Origin of the sequence: uncultured Eudoraea sp. (assembly GCF_947258925.1) — a bacterium.
Taxonomy (GTDB): domain Bacteria; phylum Bacteroidota; class Bacteroidia; order Flavobacteriales; family Flavobacteriaceae; genus Eudoraea.
Genome location: NZ_CAMYKG010000043.1, coordinates 21,472 through 39,879, shown reverse-complemented (window position 1 = coordinate 39,879; position 18,408 = coordinate 21,472). Strand labels below are relative to the sequence as shown.

General features: G+C 33.7%; 17 protein-coding genes and 1 pseudogene. 4 read left to right on the top strand and 14 right to left on the bottom strand.

What is annotated here, in order from left to right; translation table 11 throughout:
• Positions 1-147 precede the first annotated feature (147 nt).
• The 6 genes from Q0X77_RS13685 to Q0X77_RS13660 form a co-directional block, all read right to left on the bottom strand.
• On the bottom strand, positions 148-639 hold the full coding sequence (locus Q0X77_RS13685; RefSeq protein WP_297798281.1) for a DUF6265 family protein: 492 nt from the start codon (positions 637-639) through the stop codon (positions 148-150).
• Between the two features lie 148 nt (positions 640-787).
• Positions 788-1,747, bottom strand: a complete 960-nt coding sequence (locus tag Q0X77_RS13680) for a hypothetical protein (RefSeq protein ID WP_297798280.1) — start codon at positions 1,745-1,747, stop codon at positions 788-790.
• A 115-nt stretch (positions 1,748-1,862) separates the two neighbouring features.
• Positions 1,863-2,243, bottom strand: a complete 381-nt coding sequence (locus tag Q0X77_RS13675; protein ID WP_297798279.1) for a hypothetical protein — start codon at positions 2,241-2,243, stop codon at positions 1,863-1,865.
• A gap of 217 nt (positions 2,244-2,460) precedes the next feature.
• Positions 2,461-3,180 (bottom strand): isoprenylcysteine carboxylmethyltransferase family protein, encoded by a 720-nt coding sequence (locus tag Q0X77_RS13670; protein ID WP_297798278.1) that lies wholly within the window; start codon positions 3,178-3,180, stop codon positions 2,461-2,463.
• A gap of 227 nt (positions 3,181-3,407) precedes the next feature.
• Positions 3,408-4,856, bottom strand: coding sequence for a serine hydrolase (locus Q0X77_RS13665; protein WP_297798277.1), 1,449 nt, complete (start codon positions 4,854-4,856; stop codon positions 3,408-3,410).
• A gap of 94 nt (positions 4,857-4,950) precedes the next feature.
• A complete protein-coding gene (locus Q0X77_RS13660; RefSeq protein ID WP_297798276.1) occupies positions 4,951-6,135 on the bottom strand; it encodes a serine hydrolase in 1,185 nt (394 codons plus the stop codon).
• A gap of 344 nt (positions 6,136-6,479) precedes the next feature.
• Between Q0X77_RS13660 and Q0X77_RS13655 the strand changes: the two genes are divergently transcribed.
• The 4 genes from Q0X77_RS13655 (at position 6,480) to Q0X77_RS13640 (ending at position 9,842) form a co-directional block, all read left to right on the top strand.
• The gene (locus Q0X77_RS13655; protein ID WP_297798275.1) at positions 6,480-7,019 is read left to right on the top strand and encodes an RNA polymerase sigma factor; all 540 of its coding nucleotides are present in this window, start codon (positions 6,480-6,482) and stop codon (positions 7,017-7,019) included.
• Complete coding sequence (locus tag Q0X77_RS13650; protein WP_297798273.1) at positions 6,968-7,672, top strand: hypothetical protein; 705 nt, start codon at positions 6,968-6,970, stop codon at positions 7,670-7,672. Before Q0X77_RS13655 ends, Q0X77_RS13650 begins: the two co-directional genes overlap by 52 nt.
• Positions 7,673-7,693: 21 nt before the next feature.
• Positions 7,694-8,467 carry a hypothetical protein gene (locus tag Q0X77_RS13645; RefSeq protein WP_297798271.1) on the top strand — a complete coding sequence of 258 codons (774 nt, stop codon included), beginning with the start codon at positions 7,694-7,696 and terminating at the stop codon, positions 8,465-8,467.
• A 97-nt stretch (positions 8,468-8,564) separates the two neighbouring features.
• Positions 8,565-9,842 (top strand): serine hydrolase, encoded by a 1,278-nt coding sequence (locus tag Q0X77_RS13640; RefSeq protein ID WP_297798269.1) that lies wholly within the window; start codon positions 8,565-8,567, stop codon positions 9,840-9,842.
• A gap of 26 nt (positions 9,843-9,868) precedes the next feature.
• Here Q0X77_RS13640 and Q0X77_RS13635 read toward each other — a convergent pair whose 3' ends face one another.
• The 8 genes and pseudogenes from Q0X77_RS13635 to Q0X77_RS13600 form a co-directional block, all read right to left on the bottom strand.
• Positions 9,869-11,221, bottom strand: a complete 1,353-nt coding sequence (locus tag Q0X77_RS13635) for a serine hydrolase (protein ID WP_297798267.1) — start codon at positions 11,219-11,221, stop codon at positions 9,869-9,871.
• Between the two features lie 128 nt (positions 11,222-11,349).
• Entirely contained in the window at positions 11,350-12,519 is a 1,170-nt protein-coding gene (locus tag Q0X77_RS13630) for an alpha/beta hydrolase-fold protein (RefSeq protein ID WP_297798266.1), read from the bottom strand.
• A 156-nt stretch (positions 12,520-12,675) separates the two neighbouring features.
• Positions 12,676-13,146 (bottom strand): DUF1203 domain-containing protein, encoded by a 471-nt coding sequence (locus Q0X77_RS13625; RefSeq protein ID WP_297798265.1) that lies wholly within the window; start codon positions 13,144-13,146, stop codon positions 12,676-12,678.
• 147 nt (positions 13,147-13,293) lie between these two features.
• Complete coding sequence (locus tag Q0X77_RS13620) at positions 13,294-14,478, bottom strand: alkaline phosphatase (RefSeq protein ID WP_297798264.1); 1,185 nt, start codon at positions 14,476-14,478, stop codon at positions 13,294-13,296.
• 97 nt (positions 14,479-14,575) lie between these two features.
• On the bottom strand, positions 14,576-15,601 hold the full coding sequence (locus Q0X77_RS13615; protein ID WP_297798262.1) for an MBL fold metallo-hydrolase: 1,026 nt from the start codon (positions 15,599-15,601) through the stop codon (positions 14,576-14,578).
• 256 nt (positions 15,602-15,857) lie between these two features.
• On the bottom strand, positions 15,858-16,748 hold the full coding sequence (locus tag Q0X77_RS13610; protein WP_297798261.1) for an SDR family oxidoreductase: 891 nt from the start codon (positions 16,746-16,748) through the stop codon (positions 15,858-15,860).
• 827 nt (positions 16,749-17,575) lie between these two features.
• A pseudogene (locus tag Q0X77_RS13605) lies at positions 17,576-17,707 on the bottom strand (tyrosine-type recombinase/integrase); the annotation flags it as partial.
• Between the two features lie 75 nt (positions 17,708-17,782).
• On the bottom strand, positions 17,783-17,983 hold the full coding sequence (locus tag Q0X77_RS13600; protein WP_297798282.1) for a phage integrase SAM-like domain-containing protein: 201 nt from the start codon (positions 17,981-17,983) through the stop codon (positions 17,783-17,785).
• Positions 17,984-18,408 lie beyond the last annotated feature (425 nt).

The following is an 18,408-nucleotide window of genomic DNA, read 5'->3' as shown; positions in this document are numbered from 1 at the left end:
AACGTTTTCGTGTATGATTCCGTTGCGAGTAAAAATTCGAAGATTTTTCCGAGTAGGAATCGTACATGATTAAAGGTAGGAAATTTTCTTTGTCTTAATCAACTAGAGCAATGGATTATACACGTTGTTGTGTGGCGTTTGGTTTATTTATTGTTTAATTTGAATATATGAAAAGCCAGTATCATCATCCCCTAAAACAATCACTTTAAGTTGATTGTCATTTATCCTTTTGTACTGAATCTTCTTAGGGAAATCATGATTATCATTCTCAAATGAAAAAAGTGAGTCTGTTCCAGTATTTAGAATAAATTGAACGGTTCTCCCATCATTTTGGTCTGGAACTGTGGCTTCATATACGAATTGATCACCTATTTTTTTTATTACCAATGTTTCAGTAATAGCTTTTTGGTTGTCTTTGATTCTATAGGAATATCCAGTTAAATTAGAGGAATTATTTTTCTCCCAAACTTCAAACTGTTCTTTATTGTCTCTTTTCCATGTTCCTATTAGAAAATCTAGTTCAGATGTTTTTTTATCTGCACAAGAGTAGGAAAGGAGTAATATTAATATTGAAACAAATATTTTCACATTTTTGATTTTTAAATGACACACAACGGTCTCGGCTATGAGTAGTTGCATGGTTTAGCACTTAACCTTGCAAGCCTGCCTGCCGGCAGGCAGGTACACACCAAGCTGAAAATCCGTGAGGATTTTCAGAAGTAGGCCAGAACAAGCAACCTGTCCGCCTCTGGTGGATTACTCATAGCAATTGTTGTGTGCAGTTTTTTTATTTATCATTTACAACAAAAGTTTTTAGCATACCTTTTTCATCTGCTTTTGGTGTTTCGGAAATTAAAAGATAGTTGCCAGACTCTAAATCTACTTCAAAATAACCTATTTCGCCGGCTTCACAATTATTCATTCCGCCCAAAAAAGTAAAGCCTTTTGGTGTAGGTGTCCTTAATCCAGTGGGATTCATCCAATTCATCCAGTATACTAAAGAATCAATGTTTGCTGAAGCGTCATATTTAATTAAATTAACATCATGACCATTAAAATGCTCATGAGGAACTTGATCAATAAACTCTACTTTAAATCTGTTTATTCCTGATTTAGGTTGCGTATCAAAAGTATATCCATCCGTACTTGATACACTGATAGTATGATCGGCTTCATCCGGAGAAAAATTTGTAGTTTCATCAACTACGGTTATAAACTTCCACATACCATGTGATGTATGCCATTCGCCATTGATAGCCTTTACGTAACACTCCATCATATACTTGCCAGGTTCCAGATTGATACTTGAGACCGCTGTTTTACCTGGCGATATTAATCCAGTACCACCATATCGTTTTACTTCATTAAACCAAGCAGGTATTTTACCAAATGCCGCCATTGCACTATCTGCTTTCCCTTCAATTAAATACTTCATACCATCATCAAACGGAGGCAACAAATGGTCCTTAATGTCGCTCTCAACAATGGAGTCAGAAGGTAATTTATCCATTATGAAAAAATGTACTTCACCTGACAGGTTTTTATAAGCAAAGGTATTCCATCCAGATTTTAAGGTGTCTGCTGTCTGGAAATCCATACTTCTGGTAATCACTTCAATAATGTTGTTTTCTTTTTTTTCAGTTTCTGTTTGAACATTTTGTTTTTTATCAGTTTTACAGGCAATTGTAAAAAGCACTAATAAAATGATTCCAAAATGCTGGTGTTTGATTTTATTGAGCATTTTCATATTGTGTTTTAATTAGTTAGTATTGTTTAAAATTACAATATAGATTGTTTATCTCTTAAATTGCACACAACGGCAATTATAAACGACCGTTTTAATGCCGTTTATACATTGTTAACTACTTTATTTTTTTTAATTTTTTCAATCCGGCAATACCAAGAATAAACGGTATTAAAGCTGTAAAATTTATTTCCAGCGTAGAGTCAGAAATAATATTTTCGAGTGATTGACTAAGTATTATGCCTGGTCCAAATCTATAATTTTGAAAAACCAGTGTTGTCCCAATGATCTGTACTCCATAAAATAGGATTATTCCCCAATATCCAAACTTATTATTCTTTATAATTAAGAATATGAAAAATATTGAAATTATTGTACCTCCAATCATATAACCAATGGTAATTAAATCATAGCTGTAATTAAAGAATAGACTCAAAGTGTATAAGATGTTGATGGTACTTAGAATTACTATGAATAAGCCAGGCATATTTTTTTTCATATTTCTATCTCTAAATTGTAGTTAACGTTGATAATATGCGGAGGCTAGGCATTTGAAGCCACCAACTTATCAAACGGTTACTATTTTTGATTAAATGTATAAAAGTTTAATTAACCTGTAACCCCGCAGCTTACGTATATTTATTGTTAGGCGCTGTGTCATTTCCATCAATGGAATATAACAACCTCCGCCAAATTGCATCACGGAATTATGTTCCTCAGAAGACACCTGGAATCAACCGATAACGCACACGACGCACATAATCCCGATACCCTGACAATTCTACTTGTAAAGTTTTATCTTCCAGCGCGGTCCTTATCACGGCAATGATCAGCGCTAATATCACTGGAATGATAGTCCAAACAGAGCCTAAAGCCAGCACAATGCCCGGTAATGCTAGAATATTTCCAGCATAGCCAGGATGTCTTACAATCCTATACGGGCCGCTGTCACATACTACATGCCCACGCTCCATCTGAATCCGCGTTACGGATGAAAAGAAGCGGTTCTCCACTATTGCCCATGAAGCAAAAACATATCCGAGTATAATCAGTATGAAGCCAAGTATGTTGAGCCATATAGGAAACACGGGCGACCATCCAAAGTGGTGATCGAGCCCGGCTACGATAAATAATGGAAATGATAAGCTAATTGCCATTAATGGAGCAAGTACCTTATCCCAGGGTTTTACGTTTTGATCTTTTCCGAATTTACCCCGTTCTGCCATTAATCCCGGATGCCTTTTTTCGGCTAAAACCCGTGACCCAATTCCTATTACTAGGAACAATACTGAATACAACCATCCTTGCCACCAGGCTAAATCCCATCCGATTATTAGAAGAACCAATGGCATCAGGAAATACGTAAGAATTAGTCCTATCCAATACCGTGCCCCTGCTTTTTCATACCCATGTTGATCAACTTTCTTCGATACCATACTTATTTACTTCTTTTTAAACTGTATTTCTCCCTAAGAAATTTTAGAAATAACATTGCGCCTAACGTGTTGTGTATGATTAGTTGCGGTAAAATTCTATTGAATTTTTTCGCTTGGTTAAAGATAATTGATTGCAGGATTTTTCGAGTGGAAAATTCACCAGCAACCTGCCTGCCGGCAGGCAGGTTAATTATACATGGTGTTATATGCTTTTTTCTTTTTTAGTATTAGTTGACTTTTTTCAATTCTCCAACATGAATGTCATATCCCAAATCATAATCTTCATAAGCCTTGAATGAGATATCTTTGTTAGTCTTTAAAATTTCAAAACTAGTTTCAACGAAAGCTGGTTCCCATGATAACTGAATCCATCGACCGTTTGTCATTTTGGCTAGTTTAAATCGTTTCCTATAATTATTTTTTGTAGGATACTCAATCCAAAGCTCCTGTCTATCTTTGATAATATCCACCATAAAATTACCATCTAAATAAAAGTTTTCGTTGGGCACAAATTCGTATTGGCCAATTAACATTTGTATATCCTTCTCTTTTGGTTCTGAACTAATAACAGTTCCTGTTTTAATATCTTTTTCAGAAATCACGGGTGTAACATTTAAGATTTCAGCAATTCTATGTGAGATTGCTCTTACGTATTTTGTTTGATTTGTTAAAACTATAATGCTAATCTTTTCATCTACAAAGCGCAGATATTCTGTACCAGCAACTCCAAGGTGAAAAATTATTCTTTTGTTTTGTGTTGTTTGAGTATACCAGCAAAAACCATAATGAGTTGGATGACCATTGTTGAGTTTATAGGTACTCCACATTAAATCTTTACTCTTTTGGGTTAACAGTAAATTATTGGTCATTGCAGATTCCCAGTTAATCATATCATCAATGGTAGCATAAATTCCACCAGCTGAATTGAGTTCTGTATCTATTAAACGGTAAGGATTTCTATCGGGAATAATCTCTCCATTTCTTATAGAATATCCTGTAGCTTGGTTAGGATGAATTTTAAAATGATCCATCATGTAGGCAGATTGCATACCAGATGGCTTAAAAATAATTTTATGCATATAATCATTGAATGATAATCCGCTTACCTTATGGATAATATATCCTAATAAATAAATGCCTTCATCACTGTAAAGGAAATCTTCTCCAGGATTAAACATCAAAGTATCTTTTTTTGCATTCTCATAAATTTTTTCAGCGCTATAAGTTCCTGTTGCAGACCTTTCACCCCATCCTGAAGCCTTACTAGTTGTAGGAAGACCTGAAGTGTGGGTCATAAGATGTTTAATGGTAACGTCTTTCCAATTTGTTGGCGCATCTGTTAGATATTTATGAATTTTATCATTGATACCAATTCTACCTTTTTCGTGCAATTGCATTATAGCTGTAGCAATAAAATGTTTTGAAACAGATGCCAACCAGAAAGCTGAAGAGTCCGTTACAGGAACATTATATTCGATGCTTGATAAACCATAGTTTTGCTTTTTAAGTACTTTCCCATTATATGCAATAGCTAAAGCCAATCCCGGAATTTTTTGTTCCGACATTATATTTTCTATGTAATTGTCAATTTCAGTCGATTTTTTATCAGAGATTGAATTCTGGGCTTTCCCTATGAAAAAGATAATTAGTGAAATTACAGTCAGAAAGCTTCTCATCTATTTCGAATTTTTAAATTGCATATAACGGTGAGTATATGAAGCGTAGCGAACGAAGGAAGCTATGATTTCATATACATTGTTGGCAGTAGTTTCATTTTCCTAATTTGGATACAAGGCTGACAAATTCTGAAAAGAAATCAGTTTGATAATTGAATCCTTCGAAATCAGCGCATCTTACAGCTACTATTTTGGATTTAGGGTCAATTACCAAGTAGTTTCCTCTATATCCATCTGCGTAATATGCAGTTATATTATCGCTATAAATCCTTTTGCTTGATTTTACATTTGCGGGTAACTCTATGTTTAAAATTTGATTCCAATTTTTTCCCAACTTACTCTCCAATGTATTGTAAAAATCATTCTTATTTTCAAATAACATATTTTTTATGGGTTTCAGTTTTCTCAAAAATTCTTTATCAACACTTGTCTCTTTCCAAGAAGTCCAGATTTCGTCATCAATTATTCTTTTTTCATATTCTGGAAGCCGCCACCAGAGTAGACCCCATATTGGCGTAAATTCTTGTCCTTGTTTTAAAGATTCTTTTATCCATTCCTTACTGATAATCTGATTTCCATTGTAAACACCTTCATTAAGAACTAACTCTCCAAATTTTAGGAAATCAGATGGTTTTATGACAAAAGCCCCGTGAACTGTAGGGTTTCCAGATTTATCTTTTATCCACTCATATTGGGCAATGTTCATTGGTTTAAAGAATTCATCTACATAAAACTGGTCAAATGACTTTCCTGATAATTCCTGTACAATACCTCCCAAAAGTGTTACAGCTTTATTGTTATATTCTACTTTCTCACTGGGTTCATTAGATAATTCTGCTGACAAAGCAAGTTCTATTATATTATCAACTTTATAATCAGGTGCTGGTTCTAATTCTACACTTGCATTAGGATTATTCTGTATTCCAGAAGTGTGGTTTAGGAGCATTCTAACTGTTATTCCTTTTTTTCTTCCTTGATTCCACTGTGGATATATCGTATAAATAGGTTGGTCAAGAGAGTCCAAGAGTTTTTTATCTAATAATTTTCCAATGGCTAAACTCGTCAATGATTTACCAGCTGATGCTATGTATATCGGAACTTCTTCTTTTCCAAAATAGTCCTGGTAGATAACTTTTCCATTTTGCTTGATTATTACAGCATCAGAATGTGATTCTGCAGATTTGCTTTTTATAGAATCCAGAATTACTTGATTCAATTCCTGAGAATATGCCATTGCAGTAAATAACGTAAGGAAAATCAATGGTATTAAATGCTTCATAAATATTTGTTCTAATTACTGCCAACGGTTTTGTGTATGGTTAGTTGCGTTTAGGAACTAAGATAGCAAAAGGTGAAGAAACCGAGGAAAATTCGGAGAATTTTCCAAATAAGCAACGACCAAAGCAACCTGTCCGCCTCTGGTGGATTAACTATACACATCTTAAGTTTGATTCTCTTTAAATTGATATTATACAATTAGAAATAATATTTGAATATCATAAGCTTAGACTTTTTCTAAAAATCTAAATTATTATCTCTTGAATTAAGTCTTTGTTATAATAAGCAATGAATTTATTACATTAAAAGTGAAATGATAATGTCATTTCCAAGTATATATAATATATGACTGAAATTACAGATGAAATATTACTTGATAGATTGAAAAAAGGTGATGTCCATAGTCTTGGTGTTTTGTATGAGCGTTATAAAACATTGTTTTTCAATTTTTTTTTAAGAATTACTGGAGATTATGATGCGAGCAACGATTTACTCATGGAGACTTTTGATAGGATTTATAAATATAGTAGTAGTTATAAACCCATAAAAAAAGCGCGCCCATGGATATATCAAATAGCTTCTAATCTTACAAAAGACTATTTCAAAAAGTCAAAAAGAACAAAGGCGTTAGAAGAAATGAACTTAGAAATCCTAGACGATAATCATGAATTTTTAGATGACGGTGAATACAGAAACAGGCAATTAATGAGTGCGATGGGTCAACTAAATGCAAGAGAAAGGAGTATTATTAATATGTATTATTTGCTGGAAATGAGCTATGAAGAAATATCTGGTAACGAGAATATTAGTGTTAATAATGCTAGAATTTTAGTATGCAGAGCATTAAAGAAGTTAAAGAAACTATTAAAAAATTCTGGAATATGAATGAAGATCAATTTGATAAGGAAATGATGGACTATATCGATGGTGTTTCAAAAAAAGCTATTGATAATGAACATTTCAAGGAAGAGGCTAAAGAACTGAGGCAATTACTTTCGGATTTAAAAGATATTCCATTGAAAAAGGTTGAAACTAATATTGATGAAGAATTCAAGAGACGGATTGTAAAGAAAACTAGTAAGAAACAACGTAGTGTCCGAAGAATATGGCCTTATTTCGCCGCAGCTGCAAGTATATTAATAGTCTTTTTTATTTTCATTAGAGATAGAAGTTTTGAATCGGATTATCAAAAATTAAAAACTAACACAGATAAACTGGGTTTTATCTATAACCTAAATCAGGAACAATTAAGTTCTAATGATATCAATTGGTTAAAGAATGAAATTAAAAATGAGAATAACCCTAATATCAAGGTTACAATATTAGATCTTCTTTCTAATTATGAGTCAAAATTAGACAAAGAATTCTTTAATGCTTTGGAGGTAGAAACTACACCAACAGTCCTCATGGCTTTATTAAATATAGTTGAGAATTCAAACCATGTTGAATATGAAGAAGAATTACTTGCGTTGAGTGAACGAAAAGGCTTGGATATAACAGTAAGGCAGAAAGCAGATGAGATACTATCAATTCAGTAATAAATAAAAAAACGAATAATTATGAAAACAATAAAATACATTTTATCAATACTATCAGTGGTTTATTATCAAAATACTTTTAGCCAGATAGACTTGTCCGTTTATAAGCATGTAGAGCGTATCCATGTAACTTCATACTGGGGAAACATTAATGCGGTTGGAACTTTTTCAGGAAATGAAAAAGAATTTACTTTGGGCGTAACGCACACTAATAATTCAAATATTACAAAAAGGGTAGACGATGTTATTAATTATGTGAGCATTGAAGAAAAAAACAAGATACTTTATATTGAGACTCGCTTACCTAGCGGTTTCGAATCAATAAATCTTGACCTAAAAATTCCTGAAGACATACTTCTAGAAATAAAGCTTATTAGAGGTGGAGAAATTTTTGTTGATAATTTTAATAATGGTGTTGAAATCAATAGTCTCAATGGATCTGTAAAATTGGATCGAATTGGTGAATATGCAATTGTGAATGCTACCAACGGAGAAATTGTGGCCAATTTTAAACACCTTAATAAGAATAAGCCTGTGTCTTTAATTACAATGAATGGTGGTGTAACGATTGAATTACCTGAGAATTGTAGGCGGGAATTAAGGTTGATATCTCGTAAAAATGGTTACATCGAATCAGATTTTAAAATTGAATCTAGCCAAAAAATAGCTAATTTGAATAAAAAGAAATATTCAAAAGAGGCCATTATTAGTACTGCAAAAATAAATGGAGGAGGAGCATTGCTTTTTCTATCAACTGAAAATGGTCCTATTGCAATAAAAAAATCAAAGATTTAAAATGAAGTCGTTAACTAAAATACTGTTTGTTTCATTTAGTTTGATAATAAACTCATTTGCACAGAACGACGATTTATCTAGTAGTGTCGCGTTAAAAATGAAAGTAGATAAGTATGTTAATAGCTACGTAAAATCTGGAGATTTTTCTGGTTGTATTGCCATAAAAAAAGGGGTTTCTATATTATACTCCAATTGTTTTGGTGAGGCTAATAAAGAATTCAATATAGATAATAACTTTAATACAAAATTTAAAATTGGATCCGTTTCAAAACAATTTACTGCGATAGCCATACTATTACTTGAGGAAAGGGGATTATTAAAAACAAATGATGCTCTAACTAAATTCTATCCTGAGGTTGTTCAATTAAATAAAACGACTATTGAGCATCTTTTGACGCATCAATCAGGTCTAATTGATATCTACGAAGTTAAGGGCTTTAATTCCTTGTCTTGCAAAAAATCAAGCTCGCATGAATTAGTAAAAGAAATATTGAAGAAAGATTTAAAATTTAAATCAGGAGAGTCCTATAGCTATTCCAATGGAGGCTATTTAATTTTGGCTGATATCATTGAAAAAGTTAGTAAGCGTTCTTATGAAGAATTTTTGAGAAATGAACTTTTTGAACCTTTAAACATGAATGCAACTGGGCATACCAATGAAAATGAAATTATTAATAATTTGGCTTATGGATATGAGCCCAAAGGTTATAGCGACTTTGAAAACACTATACATGTTAATAACCAATTATTTAAAGGATCAGGCTCAATTTATTCTAATCTGAGCGATATGTTTATATGGATCGATATGCTCAAGAATAGGTCTTTTTTATCTCCAAAAAGCTTTGAAAAGTTTTTTAATAATTATGGTAATGCATATGGTTACGGTATATCGATATATAATTTTTTAGATAAGCAAGTATTTGGTCACGATGGAAGAGTCAGTGGTTATATAGCTGACTATCTGCATTATGTAAAAGATGATGTGACGATTTTAATATTGGGAAATGTCCAGACAGGAGTATCAGACTTTTTAAGGAGAGATCTGGCATTATTAGTTTTTAATAGAGATTACAAAACATCGGCTAAAACGGTCTTGCCAGCTAAAACTTATGAAAAACCTATTAATTCCTATGTTGGCAGTTATTCATTTGGTTCTAATTTCGTGGTTCATATTGAAAACTTTAATGGTGTATTGCACGCACGTGCCAATGAAGGTTCATATTCAGAATTAATTCCGTTGGAAGATAATTCTCTTTTTAGTAGGGTGTTGTATGCAAAAATAAAATTTGAACAAAATTCTTTAGGAGAAATTGAAAAAATGATTTGGATTAATAACGATGGTAACGAATTTATCGGGTATAATCAGAAGATTTAATATTATAATATATCTTACAGTCTATTTTATTGCACTCTCTTTAGCTTGCTTGTTCCAGAGCGCTCAGTATAATAAACATCTGTTCCACTGCCATTGGGTTTAAATTCGATCTGATCACCTCGTGCCCGCATGTAAAACTTTCCATCTCCCAGCGGTGAGAGTAAGTATCCTAATTCTCCACGTCCACGCCATAAAAACCGAAGAGCTCCTTCTTTCACTTTAAGGTCAAAAAAGCTTCCATTTTCAAATTCAAATCTACCTTCATACTGTTTTAATGAATCTTCATCAAGGAATATATATTTTTTTGGCTCTGGAATTTCGTATTCTTTGTTAAAATAAATAGCGGCCAAATTGTATTTCATTCGGTTAAATGCACCTGTATTGATATTTCCCAAAAAGATGATAGTAACTTTTTCATCTGGATATCTCGAAAAATAGGCTACCGAGCCAGGTGATGCACCATCGTGGTCGTGTTTATTTTTGTCAAATCTTTTCCAAATTCCCCAACCCAAGCCATATTCATTTTCACCAATCGATGTAAACATTAACTTTTTAGTTTCTTCGCTCAAAATATCCTCTGTATACAATGCCTGATCAAGTTTTAATAAGTCACCAACAGTAGAGTACAATGCGCCACTTCCGATTTTGATGGAATTATTATAAAACCCTGTTTTCTTTAAACCTGATGCTGTATTTGCTGGGTCATATCCTTCAGCTCTATTTTCAATGATCTCATCATAACTGAAAGGTTTTGTATTATTCATATCTAAAGGTTCAAAAATGTTATTCTCCATGAAATTCTGGTAAGTCATACCTGAAACATTTTCTATGATATAAGCCAATAAAACAAAATTAGAGTTGCTGTAACCATATTTTGAGCCTGGTTCGAATAACAGGTCTTCATCTTTAAACCAATCCACGACATTTTTTAAAGAATTTTCTCTTTTTGAATATTCACCGTAATCGGGAAAACTATTATAGGATGGAATTCCTGACGTCTGAGAAAGTAGTTGTTTTATTGTGATACTATCACCTTTTGGGTAATCATTTAAATGTTTAGCGACAGTGTCATCAATGTTTAGCATTCCATTTTCATGTAAATTCATCACGCCTACAGCGGTAATAGGTTTATTTACCGAAGCGATATGAAAAATAGTTTCAGATGTATTTTCGACACGATGCTCAAGATTAGCAAACCCGTAACCTTTAACCAGTTCAATATTTCCTTCTTTGGCAAATAGAACAGTACCATAAAAATCTCCTGAACTTACTAATGGTGCTAAATATGAGTCAACTTTTTTTTCTAATTCTTGAGCTTGAAGATTAAAGTTTAGAGCAATGAAAAAAATAATTTTTAGGTAATTCAGTATTGGCTTCATAAAACTTAAGTTTTTAGTAATGACGAAATAAAACCTCTGGTGTGCAAAAATTGCACACAACGGTTAGTATATGAAGCGTAGCCTGCCGTTAGGCGGCTATGATTTCATATACATTGTTGTATTGAGTATTATTTTTTCTTTGCACTTTTTACTGATTCCTTGTAATCTTCAATATCCCTAACATTTAGAGCAATTGCTTTTTCTAAAGCCTGTTCAAAATATCTTAATGCTTCTTTCTTCCTGCCAGCTAAAGTATAAGCATCTCCTACATGCCAATATGTTTGGGGTTGTTCAGGGTATAATTCAATATTCTTTTTAGCGATTTCAATTCCTTCTTCATAATTCTTATTCCTAAGTTGATTATTGGCTAGTCTTATCACCTGATCCATGGGAATCTTAACCTCATACCCGAACTCAGTAGTCAATTTGGAATAATACTTCTTTAAACTTTCTAAATCGGGACTATTCAGTAGCGAGTCAGGAACTTTCCAGTTTTGATAAATAAATTTTAGGGCATCATTGGTCGCATCAAATACTAAGGAAGAGTGACTTTCACCTTCGTAGAGTTCATAATGGAAATTAGATGGATTCGAATTGTATTCGGCCCATAAATTAGAAAATTCTTTGATCCCATTATCATCACTCCAGTCGAATTCGGCATCACCAAGATATAGTTTTGTATTCTGGTATTGTAAGAAATCTAATTGTTCAATCTGTTTAAAGAACTGGTTCTCATTCCAACGAACAGAGGGGCTGGTAAGGATATATGCATTAAAGTTGTTATCAGTTTGAAAAAGATCAAATATTCCAAAAAGACCGCCAAAAGATTGTCCCCGTAATATGTTATAATCTAAAGTTCTGTAGTTTGCATCAATAAAAGGAATCAACTCTTTTTGAATGAAAGATTCAAAGTTAACTGCTCCGCCTATTTCTCCCCAGAATTGCTGACTTTCAGTATCATTAGGAGCTTCTGGTGTCAGATCTCTGCTTCTATTGGTATTGACGATACCAACTACAATTAATTCAGGTATTCTTCCTGTTCCTGACAAGAATTCAATGGTTCCAGTAGTATGGTGAAAATCCCATTCTGCATCAAGTAGATATAGAACAGGATATTTAAAAGTAGATTCATGATAGGATTCCGGCAAATAAATATGAACAACTCGTTCTTCGCTCAATACCTTTGAGTTTAATCTTATGATGTCTCCAATAATTACTTTTTCATTGTTTTGAGCGAATAGAATAGCACTGAGCAACAAAAATGTTAATATGGAAAACCCTTTTTTTGCGGCTTGCATGTTATTAGCTTTTTATATTCAATACAACGGTCTCGTGTATGGCCTGCGCTGTTAAATACGCAATGCCTAGTAACACGAAAATTTATTATTCTGAAAATTAATGAATTTTTGTGTTTAAACTATAGCATAGGCTATACAAGTTGTTGTACCTCTTTTTTACTCAACTTTTCGCACTTCGCAATTGTAACACCCTGGACTTGCGTTGTGAATATGTATATATTCAATTTCTGTATTCTTGAAAATATTTTCGATCACACTTTTTAGATTTTCTCCTTTTTCGGTTACAGCTTCTTTCATAAATCCATATTTATCATAACCTCGATAAGATAAAAGTCTGTGATTTAGCATTATTGGTATCTCGTTGTTTTCAAACACTCTGGTAACGATTCCTTTTCGCACAAAAATTGGTCCTCGCGACTGGTAAGGAGAATTAGTTTTATGAAAATCGTAAGGCACCAAAATCACTTCTTCTCCAATTTTGGCATCTTCCAAACTAACTCTACAAGGATATCCAGGATTTTCATCAACAATCATTCGTTTTATTCCCAATTTTTCCAACTCAAAATCGGATAACTGGAAAAGAAGTTCAAATTCTTGATTTTTTAATGCTTGAATTTTGAAATTCATATTTTTCTGGTTTTTTTAATGAGGTACAACGGTCCCGTATATGAGCCGTTTTCTTTGATCTCCACAGCCCAGGCGACGGAGATAATAGCTTATATATGTTGTTAGCGATTGTTCATTTGTTTAATGGGTTAAGCACAATTTTTACATTCATTCATTCAATTCAATATCTTGCGAGATTATCTCTTTAAGCAGGTTTCCAATTTCCCAGTTACGATGTATATCAGCAAAATATTCTGCACCTGGACCTTTGGCGAAAAGTGGTACAACAGCAGCGGTATGATTTTTCGTTGACCATCTAATTTGCATATTCGGGTAATTGTCGAAATCAGCAACTGTTGCAATACCTCCTGTTTCATGGTCTGAGGTGAATACAACCAATGTTTCTCCATGTGTTTTAGTAAAATTCAGAACGAGAGAAAGTGTTTGTTGAATAGATTTTAAACCATTTATAACTCTTTTCGAGTCATTCTTATGAGAAGCTGCATCCATTTCTTCACTTTCCACTAGCAATACGAATGAGTTATTTTGAGATGACATATATTCTAATGCTACTTCTGTAAGTTGGGGCAAATTGGGAGAGGAACTTAAATCCTGTACTTCATCTTCGTCAAAAATAGCAGCTACAGGTTTTGAAAAGTTATTACCATCCGGAAGTTTCAAAAATTTGTCGAGGAGCTGAAATCGCTTACTCAATATATTGATGGATTCCTCTTTTTCTGGAACATCACCTTCACCAATGTCTTCTAGTTCGCCAAAAATCAAATCCAATTCACTTGCTGCAATTTGTGTCATTATCTCTCTTGTGTCATCTTCATTTCTGGTATGAACCGAAAAAGCTGCTGGTGTTCCATCCCATATGTAAGAGTCAGTTACAATACCGGTAGTAAATCCCATGTCCGAGGCTACTTCAAAGATATTTTTTAAAGGATTTTCATCTGTATCGATACCAATGTGACCAAAATTTGTTGACTTTCCAGTAGCAATGGCAGTTGCTGAAGCCTCTGAATCTGTAAGCGGACCATATGCAGATCTTGCATCGTGCCACCCCTTAACATCAAAAGCCTGCCAGACTGAAGTTATATTTTCCGATTGCTGAGTTTGTAAGGCCAGAGATAAATGACCAAAGCCCATACCATCTGCTATGAAAATAATTATGTTCTTCGGTCTTTCACTTTTATATTCAGCGTTAATTTTGCTAATGGTTTGACCAGGTGAAAATTCAATATCGAATGACGGTATCGAAACAGATATATTGAATATATAGGTTGTGCTTGTAAGAAGTGCAAGTATTATTACTGTTGTTAGGAGGCTATTTTTTTTCCAAGTTTTCATAAATAATCGTTAACGGTCAAGTATATGAGCCGTTTTCTTTGATCTCCACAGCCCATGCGACGGAGATAATGGCTTATATACATTGTTGTGTACAGCGTCATTTCGTTTTTTTTGTGTTCAATGATTCAAATGCAAATCTCAAATTATATTCATAAAACCGATCAAACCACCAGTCTTTATATTTATCGGGAATTAAGAAATTTTCAGGCTTTTCTAAGGGCACATTGTTTTTGACTAGATCCTCAGCCGAGGACTCAAGGTCCAATAAGTAATCCTTCATTTTATCAATAAGTTCTTTAGGTCCAATTTGTCCGTGACCTGGCATTAAGTTGGAAACTTCAAGTGAGTTCATAAAATCAAGCCATGCTTTCCATTTCGAAATGTTTCCATGTGCTACATAGGGATGGCATTTATTGAATATGAGATCACCTGTAAATAAGATACGGTCATCTGGTAAATACATAATCAGATCGCTTGGGGTATGACCTTCTCCTTTCGAAATTAATTGGATTTTTCGATTAGGACCATTTAAATTCAATAAACTATCTACGAACAAATTGGGTAATTGAGTTTTAACTTCTATATGGCTATTTGACAGGGTCTCATAATATGGCCTCCACATAAGAATCTGTTTATATTCTCTCGATTGCTTGTCTCCAACAAATGAATTATACAGGGAATCATAATAAAATAGGCGTGCTGGTGCATTTTCTTTTTCATATGCAATTTGTAAAGGCTCTTCTTCTTCAATGAGCTCCTTCGTCCTTCTAGTACTAATTATTTTTACATCTTTCGAAAAGACCTGATTGCCTCGAATATGGTCATTGTGAAAGTGGCTATTAACCACATATTTTACTGGTGATAAGCCCATTTCCTTTACAGCATTCAATAATTCTTCTGTTACATCAGGAGAGAGAAAGCTGTCAAAGATTAAAGTTTCTTTTCCATTATCAACAATACCTACGTTGCAAATGGCTTTTCCTCCAAATTTGTGGATGCAACCGTAAATTCCATCGCCTAATTCTACTAATTCGAAGTTGTCAGATTTAATCTGATCTGCAGGCCTATTTTTACAGCTATTAAATAATATTGAGGCAAAGAATACTATTAAAATTGATTTCATAATTTCATTTAGTTGTACACAACGATTAGTATATGGCAAGTAGGGCAGTAGAAAGTGATAGACTTTCGAGATTGCACTGAGCCAAAAGGTTGTATTTTGATTTTAACTTATTCAATCTTAAAAGCCAAATCAACGATTTGGCGGTGTTTATAAATAGCACTGAACTTCCATGATACCTCGAATGCCATATTTGCTATATACAGTGTTACCTGCATAGCCTTATGATTCTATCTCTACTCATCAACTAAATATACACTCACCTTCTAGCATAATCATTTACAGAGGTCAAATGAATTGGAAAATCATCTAGCGTATTTTTCATATCAATTTCACTTCCCTTCGCAACTCCCAGTGTTAATGCGGCAAAGGATTCACTCAATGGGTCCTGAGCTTCGTCTCTTTGTGCTGTGATTGCTTCTTCTGGTACAAATTGAAGCTCAAACTTTTTCTCTTTGGTTATCTCAAAAATATTCACTACTTCAAGCGGACTTAATGCTTTCGGTCCACCGAGCTCAATAACTGCATTCTTAGCAGCAGGGTTGTCTAATGCAGCAACAGCGAATGACGCTACATCTTTTATAGCAATCCAGGAAATCTTGTTCTTTCCTTCTCCATAAATATTGGCTTTCGTATTGGGAAAATCAAAACCCAGTGCTGGACTGAGCCATACTTCCATAAAATAGGTCGGTTGCAAAATTGTATAGTTCAAGCCACTTTCGGTAAGATGATTTTCCACTTTACGTTTAGCGGTTTGTAAAGGAAACTGACCCGGCATTCCACAAAATGAAACATAAACAAATTGACTAACACCCGCAGCAATAGTCGCATTAATTAAATTAATTTGTCCTTCATAATCAACTGATTGAATGGAATCTCCTTCCTGCCTTGATAGCGTCGATGAAACGGTGGAAATAATTGCTGAAACTCCATACAAAGCATTTTCTAATGAAGGCTTATCTTTCAAATCGCCTTCTACAATTTCAACACCTAATTCCTTTAATTGAGCTACTTTGTTTGAATCTGATGTGATACGTACTAAACCTTTTACATTCTTATTTTTTGCTATCAATTGACGACAAATTTCATTGCCTAAAAACCCTGTAGCGCCTGCTACAAGTACTGTTGAGGAGTTGTTTGAGTTGTTCATATTGTTTGTTTTAATTGTTGTTAATTAGTCACTCTGCTGTATTTGCCTAATGTATGTACTTTTGACAATAGACTTGCAGGTAACGTTAAGTGTAAAAATAGCAGCCGATTGCGGGTTAATCACCTTTCAAACCGTTACAATTTTGAAGCGGGCTAAAACCGTCAGAACACTTAATTTCCCGGCTATTATTTTTACACCGTGTTGTGTTTAGTTTTTTCGTCTAATAACTCCTTTAGCCTTTTTGCTTTATCAGCCATATAAGAATCGGTCAACCATATGCCAAGCTTCGTTTTTCTAAAATGAATAATGAAGTTAGCTTTTTTATAAGATTCTGCATCTGGAAAATATGGAACTCCATTTAATACCCATGTAATAATTCTTAACCATTTGGCTAGTCTAGGAAACCAAACATTATTTAATTCAATGGATTGTAAATCATTGTAAGAGTAAAAGCCGGTATTTCGCTTTGTTTGCCCATCAAATAATTCAAATCCATTATCAAGAAGTTGGAATTCAATTTTTGGATTTTTTTTAAAATAACGTTTTCATTCATTTTTTTTTATTTCTTACAATTTACTCATAAAAATAGGAGAACAAACCGGTGAAATCAGAAATTTTCCAGTTTTCATAGTTGGGAAATGCGATATTAAAATCAGAATATTTACCATCATTACCATTATTTAAATCATGAATCCATAAGATCGTAAAATTTCAATTTCTTTCTGAAGGCTACTTTTCCAAATCATCTATAATTATTTGCAGGTTGTATCCTAAAATTAAACACAACAATGGGATATAGTACATTATGCACTATATATCACTTATAGCTAAGATAGCAAATCATCTATATCCCTGAAGGAAATCTCCGTTGTTTTACTTGAGTTATGACCTAAAAGAAACTGGATCTTTTGCAAATCTGTTCCTTTATCTAACAAATGGGTTGCAAAGCTATGACGCAATGCTAAATACGAACAAATCCCTTACCGTATTTAGGCGCACGGAATCAATGTATAGTCCTTCGATCCGTTCCAATTCTAAAGCGGTAAGGAACTCCCTGTGCTTAGGGTTAATTTTTGTTTGAATTTAATAAAGGGGTCCTTTTCGATCCATTCCATATGATACGCAAGGCTGATCATCTTGCGCAACCGCTGTATATGTTTCATCACCGCGTTGTTGCCAATTTGCTGCTGATAGTGTCTGGGTTTATGGTTCCGAAGAAAATTTTCAAAATTCAGGATAAACTTAATTAAGGACGAAAGTCAAATCACCTGTAAATCGTTTATCCTAAAGCTTGGAAATAAACAGCATCAAGACACAACACATTTATAAAAATGTTGACGATTTGTGAACTCTAATGAATGGTTTCAAATGAATTCATTTGAATTCAAAAAAAACGTAAAATACTGTAAATCAATTATTTTAATATTAATTGGGTTCCTTTAAATGTTAAAAAGTAGCCTCACCAGGATTAGCTGCGCTGTTCATGAGAAAGGCTCGCACTGAAAATACAAAAGGCCAACTGCTATGCAGCTGGTTTTATTTTTGGACCGCACCTCAATGAACCAGGATTAGCTTCGCTGTTCCTGAGAAACGCTCGTGCTGAAAATACAAAAGGCCAACTGCTATGCAGCTGGTTTTATTTTTGGACCGCACCTCAATG

Bases quoted from the DNA above. Each gene is read 5' to 3' on its own strand.
- Q0X77_RS13685 (WP_297798281.1), bottom strand. From the start codon at position 639: ATGCAACTACTCATAGCCGAGACCGTTGTGTGTCATTTAAAAATCAAA.
- Q0X77_RS13680 (WP_297798280.1), bottom strand. From the start codon at position 1,747: ATGAAAATGCTCAATAAAATCAAACACCAGCATTTTGGAATCATTTTA.
- Q0X77_RS13675 (WP_297798279.1), bottom strand. From the start codon at position 2,243: ATGAAAAAAAATATGCCTGGCTTATTCATAGTAATTCTAAGTACCATC.
- Q0X77_RS13670 (WP_297798278.1), bottom strand. From the start codon at position 3,180: ATGGTATCGAAGAAAGTTGATCAACATGGGTATGAAAAAGCAGGGGCA.
- Q0X77_RS13665 (WP_297798277.1), bottom strand. From the start codon at position 4,856: ATGAGAAGCTTTCTGACTGTAATTTCACTAATTATCTTTTTCATAGGG.
- Q0X77_RS13660 (WP_297798276.1), bottom strand. From the start codon at position 6,135: ATGAAGCATTTAATACCATTGATTTTCCTTACGTTATTTACTGCAATG.
- Q0X77_RS13655 (WP_297798275.1), top strand. From the start codon at position 6,480: ATGACTGAAATTACAGATGAAATATTACTTGATAGATTGAAAAAAGGT.
- Q0X77_RS13650 (WP_297798273.1), top strand. From the start codon at position 6,968: ATGCAGAGCATTAAAGAAGTTAAAGAAACTATTAAAAAATTCTGGAAT.
- Q0X77_RS13645 (WP_297798271.1), top strand. From the start codon at position 7,694: ATGAAAACAATAAAATACATTTTATCAATACTATCAGTGGTTTATTAT.
- Q0X77_RS13640 (WP_297798269.1), top strand. From the start codon at position 8,565: ATGAAAGTAGATAAGTATGTTAATAGCTACGTAAAATCTGGAGATTTT.
- Q0X77_RS13635 (WP_297798267.1), bottom strand. From the start codon at position 11,221: ATGAAGCCAATACTGAATTACCTAAAAATTATTTTTTTCATTGCTCTA.
- Q0X77_RS13630 (WP_297798266.1), bottom strand. From the start codon at position 12,519: ATGCAAGCCGCAAAAAAAGGGTTTTCCATATTAACATTTTTGTTGCTC.
- Q0X77_RS13625 (WP_297798265.1), bottom strand. From the start codon at position 13,146: ATGAATTTCAAAATTCAAGCATTAAAAAATCAAGAATTTGAACTTCTT.
- Q0X77_RS13620 (WP_297798264.1), bottom strand. From the start codon at position 14,478: ATGAAAACTTGGAAAAAAAATAGCCTCCTAACAACAGTAATAATACTT.
- Q0X77_RS13615 (WP_297798262.1), bottom strand. From the start codon at position 15,601: ATGAAATCAATTTTAATAGTATTCTTTGCCTCAATATTATTTAATAGC.
- Q0X77_RS13610 (WP_297798261.1), bottom strand. From the start codon at position 16,748: ATGAACAACTCAAACAACTCCTCAACAGTACTTGTAGCAGGCGCTACA.